General features: G+C 41.6%; 14 protein-coding genes and 1 riboswitch. Of the genes, 10 read left to right on the forward strand and 4 right to left on the reverse strand.

Annotated features, from left to right (window positions below; genetic code table 11):
- The first annotated feature begins 5 nt into the window (after positions 1 to 5).
- From P9989_RS03455 to P9989_RS03480, 6 genes are all read left to right on the forward strand, one after another.
- On the forward strand, positions 6 to 1,538 hold the full coding sequence (locus P9989_RS03455) for a glycine betaine uptake BCCT transporter (RefSeq protein ID WP_283077433.1): 1,533 nt from the start codon (positions 6 to 8) through the stop codon (positions 1,536 to 1,538).
- 136 nt (positions 1,539 to 1,674) lie between these two features.
- Positions 1,675 to 1,872 carry an alpha/beta-type small acid-soluble spore protein gene (locus tag P9989_RS03460; protein ID WP_283077434.1) on the forward strand — a complete coding sequence of 66 codons (198 nt, stop codon included), beginning with the start codon at positions 1,675 to 1,677 and terminating at the stop codon, positions 1,870 to 1,872.
- A 382-nt stretch (positions 1,873 to 2,254) separates the two neighbouring features.
- A complete protein-coding gene (ppc, locus tag P9989_RS03465) occupies positions 2,255 to 4,945 on the forward strand; it encodes a phosphoenolpyruvate carboxylase (RefSeq protein WP_428841949.1) in 2,691 nt (896 codons plus the stop codon).
- Positions 4,946 to 5,086: 141 nt separating this feature from the next.
- Positions 5,087 to 5,785: a Na-translocating system protein MpsC family protein gene (locus tag P9989_RS03470; RefSeq protein WP_283077436.1), complete on the forward strand. Its 699-nt coding sequence runs from the start codon at positions 5,087 to 5,089 to the stop codon at positions 5,783 to 5,785.
- Between the two features lie 106 nt (positions 5,786 to 5,891).
- Entirely contained in the window at positions 5,892 to 6,083 is a 192-nt protein-coding gene (locus tag P9989_RS03475) for a hypothetical protein (protein WP_283077437.1), read from the forward strand.
- 84 nt (positions 6,084 to 6,167) lie between these two features.
- The gene (locus tag P9989_RS03480; RefSeq protein WP_283077438.1) at positions 6,168 to 7,553 is read left to right on the forward strand and encodes a DUF2254 domain-containing protein; all 1,386 of its coding nucleotides are present in this window, start codon (positions 6,168 to 6,170) and stop codon (positions 7,551 to 7,553) included.
- A gap of 151 nt (positions 7,554 to 7,704) precedes the next feature.
- Here P9989_RS03480 and P9989_RS03485 read toward each other — a convergent pair whose 3' ends face one another.
- From P9989_RS03485 to P9989_RS03500, 4 genes are all read right to left on the reverse strand, one after another.
- Positions 7,705 to 9,060, reverse strand: coding sequence for an FAD-dependent oxidoreductase (locus tag P9989_RS03485; RefSeq protein ID WP_283077439.1), 1,356 nt, complete (start codon positions 9,058 to 9,060; stop codon positions 7,705 to 7,707).
- A 198-nt stretch (positions 9,061 to 9,258) separates the two neighbouring features.
- On the reverse strand, positions 9,259 to 9,795 hold the full coding sequence (locus P9989_RS03490) for an RDD family protein (protein WP_283077440.1): 537 nt from the start codon (positions 9,793 to 9,795) through the stop codon (positions 9,259 to 9,261).
- A 12-nt stretch (positions 9,796 to 9,807) separates the two neighbouring features.
- On the reverse strand, positions 9,808 to 10,806 hold the full coding sequence (sppA, locus tag P9989_RS03495) for a signal peptide peptidase SppA (RefSeq protein WP_283077441.1): 999 nt from the start codon (positions 10,804 to 10,806) through the stop codon (positions 9,808 to 9,810).
- 344 nt (positions 10,807 to 11,150) lie between these two features.
- Complete coding sequence (locus P9989_RS03500; RefSeq protein WP_283077442.1) at positions 11,151 to 12,164, reverse strand: DUF3231 family protein; 1,014 nt, start codon at positions 12,162 to 12,164, stop codon at positions 11,151 to 11,153.
- Between the two features lie 225 nt (positions 12,165 to 12,389).
- A riboswitch (cyclic di-AMP (ydaO/yuaA leader) is annotated at positions 12,390 to 12,549 on the forward strand.
- Positions 12,550 to 12,656: 107 nt separating this feature from the next.
- On the opposite strand from P9989_RS03500, the gene P9989_RS03505 reads away from it, so the two are divergent.
- The 4 genes from P9989_RS03505 (at position 12,657) to P9989_RS03520 (ending at position 16,817) form a co-directional block, all read left to right on the forward strand.
- Entirely contained in the window at positions 12,657 to 13,322 is a 666-nt protein-coding gene (locus P9989_RS03505) for a potassium channel family protein (RefSeq protein ID WP_283077443.1), read from the forward strand.
- A gap of 64 nt (positions 13,323 to 13,386) precedes the next feature.
- Positions 13,387 to 14,721: a TrkH family potassium uptake protein gene (locus P9989_RS03510; protein WP_283078819.1), complete on the forward strand. Its 1,335-nt coding sequence runs from the start codon at positions 13,387 to 13,389 to the stop codon at positions 14,719 to 14,721.
- 241 nt (positions 14,722 to 14,962) lie between these two features.
- On the forward strand, positions 14,963 to 16,573 hold the full coding sequence (locus P9989_RS03515) for an alkaline phosphatase D family protein (RefSeq protein ID WP_283077444.1): 1,611 nt from the start codon (positions 14,963 to 14,965) through the stop codon (positions 16,571 to 16,573).
- A gap of 91 nt (positions 16,574 to 16,664) precedes the next feature.
- On the forward strand, positions 16,665 to 16,817 hold the full coding sequence (locus tag P9989_RS03520; RefSeq protein ID WP_283077445.1) for a hypothetical protein: 153 nt from the start codon (positions 16,665 to 16,667) through the stop codon (positions 16,815 to 16,817).
- Positions 16,818 to 17,091: the final 274 nt, after the last annotated feature.

Consider the following 17,091-nt stretch of genomic DNA (forward strand, 5'->3'; position numbering starts at 1 on the left):
ACGTAATGTTAAAAAAATTCACACCGGTTTTTAAAATATCAGCTGGGATTATATCTGTGATTGTAATTATAGGTGTTATATGGCCTAAGGGTTTGGAAACAGCTACAACCGATATTCAAGCATTTATATCAAATAAATTAGGTTGGTATTATTTAATTGTCGTTACATTATTTGTCCTAGTTTGTTTGGTCTTTTTAATTTCCCCGCTTGGAAGAATCAAACTTGGTAAGCCGGATGAAAAACCTGAATTTACAAGACCCACTTGGATTGCCATGTTATTCAGTGCCGGAATGGGGATCGGGCTTGTGTTCTGGGGAACAGCTGAACCTATCAGTCATTATGCACTGAGCTCTCCGACGGGGGAAACAGGCACAGAACAAGCGATTAAGGATGCGATGAGGTTTACTTTCTTTCACTGGGGAATTCATGCATGGGCGATATATGGAATCGTGGCACTAGTATTGGCTTATTTTAATTTTAGACACGATAGAAAAGGGCTAATCAGTGCTACTCTGCATCCAATTATCGGTAAGAAAGCTGCAGAGGGGAATCTAGGTAAGTTCATCGATATTCTGGCTGTTATTGCTACAGTGATAGGGGTAGCGACAACGCTTGGCTTTGGGGCAGTCCAAATTAATGGGGGACTATCCTATTTGTTCGGGATACCTACTAATATTATCATTCAATTTATTATCATAGCTGTGGTTACTGTTCTCTTTATGATTTCAGCATGGTCAGGATTGGATAAAGGAATAAAAATTTTAAGTAATGCTAATATGATTATAGCAGTCCTCTTGTTCGGATTTATTTTTATCTTAGGACCAACGATATTTCAATTGAATTTGTTCACAAACTCGATCGGTACGTACTTGCAGAATCTTCCGGCCATGAGTTTTCGTATTGCTCCTCTTAACGAAGAAGCAAGAACATGGATTAATGGATGGACGGTATTTTATTGGGCATGGTGGATTGCATGGTCACCGTTTGTCGGCATATTTATTGCTCGGGTTTCTAGGGGCCGCAGTATAAGAGAGTTTGTCTTTACCGTATTGATTCTTCCGTCAGTCATTGGGTTCCTATGGTTTGCGGCTTTTGGCGGGACAGCTATTTCACTTGAGCATAATGGGATCGATACCATTTCAACTCTCGCAACCGAAGAGTCGTTATTTGGAGTGTTATCTAATTATCCATTAAGTATGGTTGCCTCATTGATTGCCATTACACTGATTGGAACATTCTTTATTACTTCTGCCGATTCTGGCACATATGTATTGGGAATGATGACTACTGATGGATCGCAACACCCGGGTGCTGCCATTAAACTAACCTGGGGATGCTTGCTTTCAGCTATAGCACTCGCTCTGCTTTACACAGGGGGGCTTCAAGCTTTAGAAAATACAATGATCATTGCTGCTTTGCCATTCTCGGTGATCATGCTGCTGATGGCCATTAGCTTCATTAAGGCCATTTATGAAGAGGGAGAAAAATTAGGTGTAGGTCGATTCCATCCTCCTAAAAAGAAATCTGAAAAAGGTTAGAACCATTTCAGCTGTATATCTGGTGATCTCTTCATTGTGTGGGGATCATTTACAGGTGTAATCATATAAATGTAGCCCATACTAAACGTATGGAACAGTTTATTTATGTTCCAATCCCCACTGGGAGTGATTAGTGATGGCAGACAATCGGAATGAATTGTTAGTGCCTGGTGCAGAACATGCAATGGACCGTATGAAGGAAGAGATTGCAACAGAATTTGGTGTTGAGCTTGGAGCGGACACTACTGCGCGCGAAAACGGATCGGTGGGTGGCGAAATGGTCAAGCAGATGATCAGATTAGCTGAGTCAAGTATGGAAAATAAAAACAAATAATTAGAGGCAAAGGGAGCTCATTCTTTGGGTTCCCTTGCTTTTTTTTTACAGGACTAAATGATTTAGAAAATAATTTTTTAAAAAATTGGCCTCTGTAAAATTTGATCAAACTTTAATTTATTGTATCCCTTATGATATCTGGAAAGAATCCGCTTTCATCAGATTGAACATCATCATAAAAGCAAGCGCTTACAAATGTTTACTAAGGAATCACTCCATTTGACTATCCAAAAAATTCTGATAACATAATTAAAATATGAGCGGGTCTATCGTCATCGCTCAGGGAAAAAGACTATTATAGGATGGTGAAAGAGTGACAATCCAAAAAGAAAAAAACGATCATACAACACCACTTCGACGCGATGTGAGTCTCCTTGGACATATGCTTGGTGAGATTCTCGTTCATCATGGTGGAGAAGAATTATTAAACAAAGTGGAAACAATCCGTAAATTAACGAAAGAACTTAGAAGAAGTCGCGATACCTCCACCTATGAGCAATTAAAAACTGAAATCCAAACCCTTCAACCTCCGATGCGTTCGCAAGTCATACGCGCATTCTCAATCTACTTCCACCTCGTGAATATTGCCGAGCAAAACCACCGTGTTCGCAGGCGCCGTGAATACCAGCTTTTTGAAGATCAAGGGGTGCAGCCTTTTTCGATAGAAAGTGCGGTGCTTTCGCTGAAAGACCACCAAATCGATAAAGGAGTCATTCAGAATGTGCTCAATGAACTATCACTGGAATTGATTATTACAGCGCATCCTACTGAGGCGACTAAACGGACAGTACTTGAAATTCAGAAACGTATTGCCACGATACTAAGCCAGCTTGATCATCCTCAGTTAACAGAAAATGAGCGTAAACGGATAGAGGAGAGTCTGTTTAACGAAGTGACCGTGCTATGGCAGACCGATGAATTAAGGCAGCGTAAACCAACGGTCATGGATGAAGTTCGCAATGGTTTGTATTATTTTGATGAGACGTTATTTGATGTACTGCCTGATATCCATCAGGAACTGGAAGACCGTCTCGAGGAGAGCTACCCCGAGGATACCTGGAACGTTCCAAACTTCCTTCGCTTCGGTTCCTGGATTGGCGGAGACCGTGACGGTAACCCGAATGTAACGCCAGAGCTTACATGGGAAACATTAAAGAAACAGCGAACGTTAGTTTTGAAAAAATATGATGGTGTACTGGTTGAATTAATGAAGCGGTTCAGTCATTCAACGAATCGCGTGAACGTAAGTGACGAACTCATTGCTTCAGTTGAAGAGGACGAGTCTCGTATCCCCACAGACAAAAAGTGGCGGGTCAAAGAAGAGGTGTACCGTCGTAAATTTGCGGTGATCCTGGAGCGTTTGCGTCAGGTAGGAAAATCGGAAACAGGCTATCCATCCTCAGACGATCTGTTGGCTGACCTGTACTTAATTCAAGACAGTGTGAAACATCACCAGCCGACTAAGCGTGAATTGAAGATGCTTCGCAAACTAGTGCGTCAAGTGAAGCTGTTCGGCTTCCATTTAGCCACGCTCGACATTCGTAATCATAGTGGAGAGCATGAAGCAGCGATCACAGAAATTCTGCAAAAAGTGAGTATTCATAATGATTACGCGAATCTTTCTGAATCTGAAAAAGTGGAGCTGCTCGAGGATGTCTTAAAAGATCCTCGTCCGATCACTCTTCTGAATGAAGATTATAGTGAAGAGACTCAGGAAATGTTGAAAGTCTTCCAATTGATTCGTGACGCTCATAAAGAATTCGGTAAACGTTCGATTGAAGTCTATTTAATCAGTATGACTGAATCAGCTAGTGACCTGCTAGAAGTAATGGTGCTGGCGAAAGAAGCAGGGATATACCGTTTGCATGCTGATGGGAGAGTAGAGAGCAATTTAAACATTGCGCCACTGCTTGAAACGGTTGATGATTTAATAGCAGGACCGGAAATATTAAAGACACTGTTTGAAAAAGATGTGTATAGCAAGCATTTGCAAGACTTAGATAATCATCAGGAAATTATGCTAGGCTATTCTGATGGCAGTAAAGATGGCGGTACGCTGACAGCTAACTGGAAATTGTATAAAGCCCAGCAAGAGATTCATGAAATGGCAAAAGAGTACAACGTTGGCTTGAAATTTTTCCATGGACGCGGCGGCTCTCTTGGTCGAGGCGGCGGACCTCTAAATCGAAGCATCTTATCACAGCCAGCTGAAACGTTGGGAGATGGTGTGAAAATCACGGAACAAGGTGAGGTATTATCTTCCCGCTACCTTCTGCGTGATATTGCTTACAGAAGTCTTGAGCAAGGAGTATCGACGTTAGTTGAAGGAGCGGCACATGTATCGAAAGAGACCGAGCAAGTCAATGATCTTGAAGAGACTTGGAAACAAGCCATGGAAGAAATGGCAGATGTCTCACTTGAAAAATATCAATCACTCGTTTTCGCTGACCAAGACTTTTTAACATACTTTAATGAGGCAACACCGCTTCAGGAACTTGGTGAATTAAATATTGGCTCTCGTCCAATGAAGCGGAAGGACAGTATGAAATTTGAGAATTTACGAGCCATTCCATGGGTCTTTGCCTGGACACAAAACCGTCAGCTGATTCCGGCATGGTATGCAGCAGGGACAGGGCTTGTGGACTATGCTTCCCGTGGCGATGACCATGTGAAGCAATTGCAGCAAATGTATGAGAGCTGGCCTTTCTTCCGCTCTACGATTCATAATTTGCAGATGGCCTTGACGAAGGCGGATATCCAAACCGCTAAAGAGTACACGGCCCTAGTAAATGATCAGAAGCTTGGGGAACGAATTTTCCAAAATATTGTGGAGGAATATGAGACAACGAAACAAGTTCTTCTGCAAATTACCGGGGACCAAGAATTGCTCGATCAGCAGCCGACAATCCAAGAGTCGGTTAAGCTGCGAAATCCTTATGTAGATCCGTTAAACTTCCTGCAGGTTGAACTGATAAAGGATCTTCGTGAAAATGATGACGACAATGAGGATACACTCACGGAAGTATTGCTTACGATCAGTGGCATTGCGGCTGGTTTGCGTAATACGGGTTAAGTTATGAGAGGAGCTGTCGGCAAAAGCCGGCAGCTTTTTGTTAGGCCTGGGCAAGGGAGGTTGTCACGAGCAGACATAACGTTTAGAATGTATGGAGGAGAGTGGGAAATAAAGCCCGATCTCAACAAAGGAATGAAGTGAATGGATAAGAAGTCATTGCAATCCGAAGTAGCAAGCTACATAGGAAAGTTGCTAAGAGATAATTTTGGTAAAGGACCTTCCTCTGTATATGTATCAATTGAAGAACCCTACATTACGGTATACCTTCGTGAATTTCTGGCCCCGATGGAACGCGTTCTCGTTGGGCAGGACAACGGTATGAAAGTGGAGGAAACCCGGGACTTAATGATGATGGAACTTCTGCCGGAGATTAAAGCGACGCTCAAACATATGGCAGGGATTGAATTGGGCGATTTATTTTATGACTGGTCCCTTACTAATCAGTCCGGGATGTTTCTTGGTGTTCTTTCGAATGTGGATGAACCGGAAGGCTACAGTGATCTTCCCGATTATGCTACTAAAAAGAAAATTCATAAAGAAATCAGCCGGGTGAGTGAATTAGCGGAAAAAGTTCCTGAAAAGGTTGATTCTTACATGTTAAACTCTCGAACACTTTTGGTCGTTCGTGATGGGATTCTCGTGAGAATCGAAAAGGAATTAATTCGCAATGGATTCGGAGAGACACTGAAGCTGTCGAAACGGAACTTGGAGAAAACATTATTAAGAGAATCCCATTGTGAAAGTATTTTAGGGCAAGAAGTACTGGATGTTTTCGCAGACTGGGATTTTGAGAAGGATAAAAGCTATATCCTCTTTATTTTAAAACCAGATAAGGGGTAGAAATGAGCCGGACAATAGAGCTGGACATAAGCCGAAAAGATATTATATCTTTTCGGCTTTTTTAATCTTTTTTAAGATATTTCCTAAATAAAAGGAGAAATGGACAATGTTTACAATTATTGCTACAGATGAAAATGGACTAAGGATAGAGTTTGATCAAAATGAGAAAGAACTTCAATTTGAAAGCTATGAGGAGGCGCAAAAGTTTATAGATAGTATTAAAACATCCAATATGTTTCCAGAGAAGTACAGGTTTGTCATAGAGGAAAAGCCGTCCTCCAATGACACTACCAATTAAGAAGGATTTGTTTTTTAGTTTGTTTCTCACCCACGAGGGAATAAGAGAATAATTTCCTATTATATTAAAGGAGGTATAAATTAATTGCTACTCGATTTATTACCTATATCATTAAAAAAGTATTTAAAAATGTCGAAGAGACAGCGGAAAAATGAAATGCAGTCGACCCTATGGTACATGCCTATCGTTTACATAGGGTTAGCTGTTTTACTAGTTGCCATCACTTTATTTCTTGATCTAGTTGTAAATTTAGCACCGTACACTTTTGAAATTTTTCATTTTAATGCTCCTGTCACGAGAACGCTTGTCAGCACGCTAATCGGAGGTATCTTAACTCTAAGTGCGTTCACGATTAACTCATTACTAGTGGTGCTTACTACCTTTAGTGGTCAATTTTCGCCAAGGATGCTTCTGAACTTTACATCGGATAAGCAAACACAGCATGCTCTCGGCATTTTTAATGGTAGCTTTGTCTACGTTCTGCTATTGTTTTTGTTTATTGGAAGTGCCAAAGAGGAAGTATTTGTCACGATCCCGATCGTAACTATTACACTTGCCTTCATAACAGCCGTAACCTTTATTTATTTTATTAATCATGCAATTACTTGGATGCAGGTTCATAATATTACCGATAGTATGAGGGAAGTATCCGAAAAGATTGTTTACAGAGCGTTGGGAAACGAGCTGGAACCGTACCGTACAAATGAAAAAGGTGACCTGATGGAAGAGGACCGTAAACAGGCTGAAGAAGTCAAAATAGAGGATTCAGGTTACTTACAGCTGGTCAATTATCGAGAGATGGTTACAGAGGCCAGGAAAGATAATATTATGATAGAGTTACATTCACAAGTGGGAGATCATATTTTAGAAGGAAACATTCTGTATAGCTTCTGGGGCCCGGGTGCTGCGAATGTTGACAGGCATAAGTATCTTCAAATGGTGGAAATGGGTCATAAAGAAACGGAAATTCAGGATATTCATATGGGGATGCATAAACTAGCTGAAATTGCCATTAAAGCTCTTGGAAATGATGATCCTAAAACAGCTACAAATACTATTCATCAGATGACAGAGCTTATGCTTTCAATAAATAGTTATATTACATTTACACCATACTTGGCCGATGATAATCAACAAGTTCGCGTCATTATGAAAGAAGAAACATTTGAATACTATATTTATCGGGGATTTGGCTATATTCGTCACTATGCCGGAGATAATCACTTGATTATTACTGAGATCATTAGTGGCCTGGCCATGGTTGCAGCTTCTATTGAGGAATCTAAACATGAGGTGATATGGAGGTTTGGCTGTAATACGTTAGACCATATTGAGAATAAACTCATCTACGAATTGGATAAGACTTTTTTGTTAAAGGAATTTTATGAGCTTGCTAAGATTACTAATAACATAGAAGAATATAAGGGGATTGCAGAGAAATTTTACCCATCAGCAAATGAAAATGTCTAGATAAAAAGTAAGTCTTCAAAATTATGATTGTTGATAATGATACCTTGTTAAATCTCATTAGTTCTTGAGGCAGAGGTAGAAGCTCTTCGATTCGCAGAATAAATAAGCCAACAGAATGATAAATTCTGTTAGCTTATTTTCTGTAGTGCTGTTATACAAGCTCAGGCTGTTGTAGCGTGCGAATTGCTTCCAAACCTGCTTTATTTAAAAAATTCCATGGCTGGTTAAAGTGCGGCTGGAAGAAAAAGTCGACAAAAGCCAATTCATCGATTGTCATCCCCTGCTGGATACCGACAGAAATCGTGTTGATGGCCTGGGTAACATCTGCTTTTGATATTACCTGGGCACCCAGAAGGCGTCTAGTATCAGGAGCAAAAGCTACTTTTACTTTCACGTTTTCTGCTGTAGGCATAAAGGCAGGACGGTGAGTATCCTCAATTGTGATATTTTTCACATGAATGCCCATAAGAGAGGCAGATGTTTCTGTTAATCCAGTAGAAGCCATATTTAAATCGTAAATATGCAGTCCAGAGGTACCCTGTGTCCCAACGTTTGCAACAGTTGGTTCCATTAAGTTCCGTGCGGCGAGAGTGCCCATACGAACAGCGTTTGTAGCGAGCGGGATATAAGCATGGCCTCCAGTCGGATTATACTTAACTGCACAGCAATCACCAGCTGCGAAAATGGATGGATTGCTTGTTCTCATATACTCATCAACAGTAATAGCTCCATTGTCCATCATATCGACTTTTTCCCTCAATAATCCAGTATTAGGTCTGAAGCCTACACACATAATGACTAGGTCTGTCTCATATTCTTCTTTGTCTGTTACGACTTTCTGCACAGAACCGTTCTGACCTTCGATGCGCTCAACAGTCTGTGATAGGGCAAGTTCGATGCCGCGGGTGCGGAATTCTGTTTCTACTTCGTCAGTAAATTCAGCATCGAGATACTTATTTAAGATTCTGTCAGCCCCATCGATTAGCGTTACCTGTTTACCAGCTTTTTCGAATGCTTCTACTAGTTCCACACCGATATAACCTGCACCGACAACAGTAACTCGGTCCGCCTTTTTTGCACGTTCAATGATAGTACTGGCCTGATTGAAGTTCTTGGCCAGTAGTACGTTTTCAAGGTCTATCCCCTTGATCGGCGGGGTGACAGGCCAGGAACCTGTCGTGATAACGAGTTTATCATAGCCGTCGACAACCGCCTCTCCCGTAACCAAGTTCGTGGCATGAATCAATTGTCGCTCTGTATCGATATGATTAACATCATGCTGCATCTTCATAGTAATGCCTAACTCGTTCATTTTTTCTGGGGAGGAGTAGAACAGTCCCTGAGGGTCTTGGACAACGCCTCCCACATATAGAGCTAGGCCGCAAGATAAGAATGATACGTTATCGTTTCGTTCATAGACAGTGATCGTTGAATCAGGATATAGCTTGGCAATCGTAGTGGCAGCTGCTGTTCCGGCATGTGTACATCCAATGACTGCGATTTTCATAAGGTTATCCTCCTAGTTATTGTTTGTGAAATAATTCACATATTCGATTGTAACCTTAGTATAATCGGAACAAAGTCAATACACAAGGAACTTGCTCACTATTTCACAATTTAGTCAAAAGTGTGATACAACCTATTGTGGAGCTGAGAAAAACCCATCCTGCTTCTTACTTAACGAAGCAGGATGGGTTCTGTTTCATTATTCAACGTCCCTTTCAATGGAATCATTGAGATGTTTGAATTTATTTTTAATAACAGAGGTATCTGCAAATAAATCATGAATGCCTTGGTGACGTTTCGTAAAAGCCACAACCAGATAGGGAAGGCCAAGAAGTGCCATGCTGATGTATCTGCCAATACACTCACGGAATATAATCTGGCCATTCGTGAGGGAATGGGTGTGAAGTGATTCGACAGATAAGCCAAGAATCATTTTCCCAAGTGTGGCACGGAAAAATTTTGTCATCAAAATAAAATAAAGAAAAAAGATAATCGATGTCGTGATATTTGCTGCACTGAACATGTTGATCCAGAGTTTTGCCCCCTCGAGATTCAGCAGGCGAAGGATCGGCCTAGTCACAATCGAATTAACGCCCCAGATGACAATCAGGTCAATTAGATAGGCGACAAAACGGGGGCCGAAACCAGCGTAAAACACACGTTGGATATCGTCTTTCTGGCTTTTGAACATCGTATTGAGCGGCATATCATTGGGGTGGTGCTCGGTAGTCTCCATATTTGTCCCTCCTTACTCGCTATACATGTACATCAAGGTCGGTCCTTGACGGTTACTAATCAACTGTTTGATGAAGCGGACTTCGCTATTAGGCAGAAGGCTTTTGGCCATTGGCAGGTTAAAGAAGGAACCGATGCTGTTCTGTTTATATTTAATCACTTGCGGGTTTCCTCCAACTTTTTTCTGCAATGCATTCAGTGCTTCGTCTTTAAATCCGATTTCATCCACTAGTCCGTTTTCAACGGCTTGTTTACCAGAATAAATCCGCCCATCCGCGAGTTCATATACTTTGTCTTTTGGCATGTTGCGCCCTTTCGCTATCACTTCGACGAACTGCTCATAAGACTCATCGACAAGAGCCTGAATGATTTGGCGGTCTTCTTCAGACATAGGCCTCGTTGGGCTCATAATATCTTTAAATTCTCCGCTCTTGAAGGTATTAAACTTGATGCCAAAGTCATTGGCTAATTGTTGATAGTTAATACTTTGCATAATCACGCCAAGCGACCCCGTAAACGTTTCGTTTGAAGCAAAAATTCGATCCGCTGGGGCTGAAATGTAATACCCGCCTGAAGCAGCCATTCCACCCATTGAAACGTAAATGGTTTTGCCAGCTTCTTTAATCTCCAGTAGCTGATCATGGATTTGGGCACTTTCATAAACCCCGCCGCCTGGTGAATTCACATAGAGCAGCACACCTTTTATGCTGTCATCTTTTTTTATGGCCTCTAATTTCTTGAGGAACTGTTCATGTTGATACCCTCCAGACCCGAAAGGATTAGAACTTGATCCTGGATTATTTATAATCGTGCCATTTACCTCAAGCTGGACAATTCGGTTAGCGGTCGAACCTTTTTCAATAATTTGCTCCTTTGGTGCTTGGCTTACTGAAAACATCTCTGTTGTATTTTCAGAAAAACTTTGATTCATGAAAAAGCTGACACTCTGAAATGCAATCGCAATCAGCAATATACTCGCGGCGATAATACTTGCCACAATACGTTTGTTCATATGTAATCCCCTTTCAAGATAGTGTACAGCGTTTGTGCTGTACTTTGACAAGGCTATCTAAACCCTGCCCCTTTATTCATACGGTACATTAGGTGGAAAGTTTCGTAAAATGAGAGATTCTTAATGTAAAACTTGAAGGAGACCACGGGAAAAGGGGAGGTCAGTATGGTGCTAACCGAATAGCCAAGACAGGGAAGACACAAAAACACTTGAATCTCGCTGACGGCAAGCAAACGACTATTTGCCAGCAGACGGAGAACCAAGATATTTTAATTTGGACGTTATGCTTCTCCGTTAAGTCGTTATGACTTAGGGTTTGGGTGTTATACTTTTGCCCCCCATTTTCACTTCTCTTTATTGATTAACTCATTACGGTTTTCTGCTTGAGGCGGCTCTTCCATCCAGTTGTTTTCAATCATAATTTTTCCGCCTTCTTTTGAATAGGTAAAGATATCCTTGGCTAGCATTGCCATTTTGACAGGAAGGTCTGGACGAAGGCTGAAGGCACCGCCAATCACATTGCTTCCTAGCCCAAAGGTGCTCAGTAAGTTGGTATTGTACATCATCAGCTTGTCTGAAAAGGGAGGGGTGATCGAGTCCGTCGCCTTCCCTGCCCAAGTTACTGGGGCTTGGATGTCGCTTTGCAACAGAATGTCGCTGAGTTCTGTGACTATTTTCTTGGCGATTTCTTTCCCTTTGAGGAAATGATTTTTGGCAGCTTTGCTTCTAGCTGCCTGAGCGTAGCCCGTCATCAGTTGAATACCAGCTGTATTCGTTTCGATGCCATAACATAAATGACCGATTTCCATGGCGTTTAAAGGTCTCTTTTCCTGTGAAAATGGAAATCCGCTAATGTACTTTTGGTCTTTTACAATTTCCACTTCTTTCGGTACGGAAATGTGAGGCGGACGCACCAATGTACCTCGATTTAACAAGACCTCGGTGATGTTGTCGTACACTTTCTGCGCGTGCTTAGTCAAACGGTTGCTTAAGCTTCTAATATCCTTTCGATAGGACATGGTACTATACAAGGCATAATACCCAATGCTGACTTTTGCCATCGTACGTATATACATCAGGTCAAAATCCTGGTCAAATAAACGGGGAACATCTTTCCTGACATCCTGCTCTGTGAACCCGATGGGGACAATCGCTTGTTCATTTTCCAATATCGCCGTCAATTCTTTCACGATACGAACTTCACCTTCATAAAGCTTTGTGAGGATCTTTTGTGATTCTTTGTCATCCGTTTCTTTAAAGTGTTCTAGCACTCTGATCATCATCGTTTTAAATTGATACAACGACCAAATTATCCCGATTTCAGTAGCTGTCAATTGCACGTGTTGTGAATCTCCCATTATAAACCACCTTTATCTATTGTTATCTTTACTATTTCCAGTATTTGTGTAATTATAACGAATCATGACATATAGCCAGCAAAGGTTAGTAGCATAGACATTTTCATAAGGAATTCCCTGTGATCATAGGGTTCATGTGCTTCACATAACTTTTACAAACCTAATTCCCCTAAACCTATTTACTTTTATTTTCTCTAGGAGTAGAATACGTTCATGCCAATTAAATAAAGATGACCGCTTAACTTTCTTGTTAGAAAGGTGGGGGACCCAATAATGTAGCCTGGCTACCTGGGGTGAATCCGGAAAGAGTTTTCCTTTCTGGTAGGGTGACCTTTTCACACCCGAATCCGACAGCTAACCTCATAAGCGTGGAAAGGGAAGAATGAAATTGGATTAGTATGTATAATTATGCCAATTTTGCGAGCCATGAAAAGCCATTCTTTTCATGGCTTTTTATATGACAGCAAGAAAGCAAGAGTGGGAGGAATCATCATGACAAAACAATATGCAGTCATTGGGCTTGGACGGTTCGGGGGCAGCATTTGCCGGACCCTAAGTGAACAAGGACAAGAAGTTATGGCCATCGATAAGAGTGAGGAGATCGTTAACGAATATAAGGATCTCGCAACCTATGCGATTATTGCGAACACGACAGAGCAAAACATGTTGAAAAGTTTGGGAATAGGAAACTTTGATCATGTCATTGTTGCTATTGGTGACGACATTCAAGCAAGCTTACTAACAACTATTATGCTAAAAGAGTTAGATGTTAAAAAAGTAACAGCAAAGGCTATTACGGAATACCATGGAAGGATTTTGTACCGAATTGGTGCTGATAACGTGGTGCATCCTGAGCGAGATATGGGGAAACGGGTAGCTAATCATATATTGTCCTCCAGTATGTTGGATTATATTGAACTGTCAGATGAGTACAGTGTCGTGGAGGTACTCATTGGGAAGAGCATGATTGGCCAATCTTTAGCTGATTTAGATGTACGAGCAAACTATGGCATTAATATTTTAGCTATTAAAAGAGAGAAAGAGATCGATGTTTCTCCTGAAGCGGATAAAGTTTTAGGGGAAGGAGATCTGATGGTAATTATGGGGGCAGAAGCCGATATTAAACGATTTAGGAATAACATGCTGGACAATGACTAATATGATCGTACAGAAATGATGAACTACTAGATGAGGTTGAAGGAGAATGTCGATGGACGGCTTAATGAGAGTCATTAAACAACAGGTTAAAAACGTACAATTAAACCCACCTCTATTCATCGCATTTGGGTTTCTCTTTTTAATTTTACTAGGAGGTCTATTACTTAAGTTACCCATTGCAACCACTATGCCGGTCAGTTGGATAGATGCCTTATTCACTTCCGCGTCTGCTGTAACGGTCACAGGATTATGGGTGGTCGACACGGGGACAGCCTACACGTTATTCGGAGAAGTTGTCATTCTGGCGCTCATCCAAATCGGCGGGCTTGGCTTCATGACCTTTTCGATTTTAATTTTTATGATCTTTGGGAAAAAAATCGGTTTAAAACAACGTATTCTTATCCAAGAGCAATTACAAACATCACTAGGTGGAATTATTCGTCTTGTTAAACGACTTGTCATTTTTGCCTTAACCATCGAATCAGTTGGAGTCATCCTTTTATCGGTACGGTGGGTGCCGGAGATGGGACTTTGGAAAGGAATCTATTACAGCCTGTTTCATATTGTTTCTTCTTTCAATAATGCCGGCTTTGCTCTTTGGCCTGATAGTCTCAGTGATTATGTCGGCGATCCAGTTGTGAATATCGTCATTACCTTAATGTTTGTGCTAGGTGGACTTGGTTTTACTGTTATAAACGACCTTGGGTCAAAAAAAACGTTTCGGTTGTTAACCCTTCATACTAAATTAATGGTCATAGGTACCATCACCGTGAATATGGTTGCCATTGTAACGTTCTACTTGCTCGAAATAAATAACCCTGAAACATTAGGAAAGCTATCCGACAGTGAACAGCTTTGGGCAGCCTACTTTCAAGGAATCAGCCCTAGAACAGCAGGATTTAACACAGTTCCTATCGGGGAGTTAGAAGACCCTACCTTAATGTTTGTGGCAATGTTAATGTTTATCGGAGCCGGCAGTGTTTCAACCGCTGGGGGGATAAAGCTAACAACTTTCATCATCATTCTATTTGCCGTTGGAACTTACTTAAAGCATAAATCGCAAAGTCCTGTTTTGTTTAATAGAAATATTAAAGTTGGGGTTGTGTATCGAGCCCAGGCTATTGTCGTGACCAGCCTTTCGTTCATCTTTTTGGCTTTATTTACTCTTACGATTACTGAGAATAAACCATTTATTGACTTGCTCTTTGAAGTGATGTCTGCTTTTGGAACAGTGGGTTTATCAACAGGAATTACTACGAGTCTCAGTACAATAGGAAAAATGATCATTATGTGTATGATGTATGTGGGTTTAGTTGGACCATTATCCGTTGTATTATCGCTAGCACGCAGGGAGGAACAGAAGATTCGTCACCCGGAGGAAGATGTGTTAACAGGGTAGAAGTAGACACGTCACTTGGAATTAGCTGCTTACGGTTGAAACAGCTATTTTTATGTCTATGGGTGGTCAATGGGGATATCTATACTACAACTACGTTGCTAAAGGCTAACTTTTTAAATTAAATTGAAGTTAACTTCTTAAAGGCTCTTTAAGTTTTCTGTAAATTCGGAACGTACCAACTTAGTCTGTGCTATTTTAAATGTGAAAGGATTAAATAACGGACTAAAGGAGCTGGTGAACATTGAATTATGAGAAATGGCTTAAGGAATTAGAATCGAAAGAAATGGATCGGCGAGGCTTTATTGGTGCAACTGGTAAAACAGCTATGGCGACAGCATTGGCCTTCACGATACCATCCTCTTTTGCTAAAGATCATGCCCAGGCATCCCCAAAGTTCTCAAACTATCCTTTTACTTTAGGAGTGGCCTCAGGCGATCCGCTTCCTGATGGAGTTGTATTATGGACAAGGCTGGCTCCAGAGCCTTTTGCGAAAGACGGCCGCGGGGGAATGATTCAACGAAATTTCCCTGTTCATTGGGAAGTCGCGGAAGACAAGAACTTTCATAAAATTGTCCGGCGCGGGACAGAAGTGGCCACTCCGGAGTTCGGTCATTCTGTTCATGCAGAGGTTCATGGTTTAAAACCTGGACGGGAATACTATTATCGTTTCAAGGCGGGTAAGGAGATCAGTACAGTCGGAAGAACAAAAACCGCTCCAGTGTTTGGCACACATGTTGACACCCTTTCATTTGCCTTTGCCTCTTGCCAGGCATGGATAGGAGGAAACTATGCCGCCTACCGAGATATGGTTAAGGAGGATCTGGATTTTGTTGTGCATCTGGGAGACTATACATACGAAAAAGGGAGTACGGAATCGCTGGCTGATTTTCGTCTAAACCATGCTCTTTACAAAACCTCACCAGATTTACAAGCAGCACATGCTAAATTTCCGTTTATCGTTACGTTTGACGACCACGAGATTGAGAATAATTGGGCGGATGAACATTCTCAGCCGGACGGGGAGGAGTCTAACAAGCATTTTATGGAAATGAGGGCGAATGCTTTTCAGGCCTATTACGAACATTTACCCCTTAGAATGCGTTCGAAGCCCCACGGCGCTAACATGATGCTTTATCGAAAGTTTACATTTGGGGATTTAGCTGAATTTAACGTCATGGATACTAGACAATACCGTGATGATCAAGTAAGCGAAGGATTTCCTGGGGCCACTAGAGAACCAGAGGCGTTGGATCCATCAAGAACCATGATGGGATCAGATCAGGAACAATGGTTATTACACAACCTCAGCAACTCAAATGCTCGCTGGAACGTCCTTGCCCAACAGACGATTATGGCCCAGTTTGATTATGATAATGGGCCTGGCATCAGTGTCAATCATGATCAATGGGATGGTTATGCTGGTGAAAGAGCACAAGTTTTAAACTTTATCGAGCAGCGCCAGCCATCTAATCCAGTAGTTATTAGCGGGGACTGGCATTCCAGCTGGGTAAACGACCTCAAGTCAGATTTCAGCAATCCAGATTCGGCAACAGTAGCCACCGAATTCGTTGGAACTTCAATTAGTTCCGGATGCGGCTGGGCCAGGGAAGTGGAAGCAGCCCTTCCTGAGAATCCCCACGTCAAATTCTTTAATGGCGACATGCGTGGATATGTCCGCTGCCATGTAACGCACGATTCCTGGAAGAGTGACTATAGGGTCGTATCTTCGGCAGGCGATCCAAATGCACGAGCATATACTCTGACTTCATGGGAAGTTGAAAACGGTCGTCCGGGAGCGAAATCGATCCAATCATCACCAGAAAATAAAGTGCGGGGAACAGTCGAAAAATAAGCTTCGTGTAAAATCTTTACAGTCCTTTGATAATGTCGGCGGGTTCTGTTTCTATTTCTATTTCTATCCTATTTGAAAAGGGGATATGTCATTGACAGCTACTAAAAAAGACTTGCTCTTACTACTGACTAGTTTTATAGGTGTTAGATTGGGATATGGCGGTATAAAAGCATCCTCTGCAAACCGTGGTATTCCCCCATCAGCCCCCTTAAAAGAAAGCAATATGGGTAGTGTGAACGGTTAAGTGAACCTTTCTACCTAAATCAAAGATTTAGAAGGGGACTGCACCTTTCGCCTTTTGTTCAAAGTTAAATCATTCATCAAGTAAACAACCAGCAGAGCCTCAACATTCTGCTGGTTGTTTACTGTTAGCTCTTTTCATGTCTTTAACCCTCGAACTGACATAAACTTTCGTCTCAACATACCAGCGCAGGAAATACACCGAGACTCCTTCGGGAAAGCGTAGTGTATTTCCCGAAGGAGTCTCCGGCTGGATGAACTATGTGAATGAAAATTTA

This window comes from Halobacillus naozhouensis (assembly GCF_029714185.1).
GTDB classification, from domain to species: Bacteria; Bacillota; Bacilli; order Bacillales; family Halobacillaceae; genus Halobacillus_A; species Halobacillus_A naozhouensis.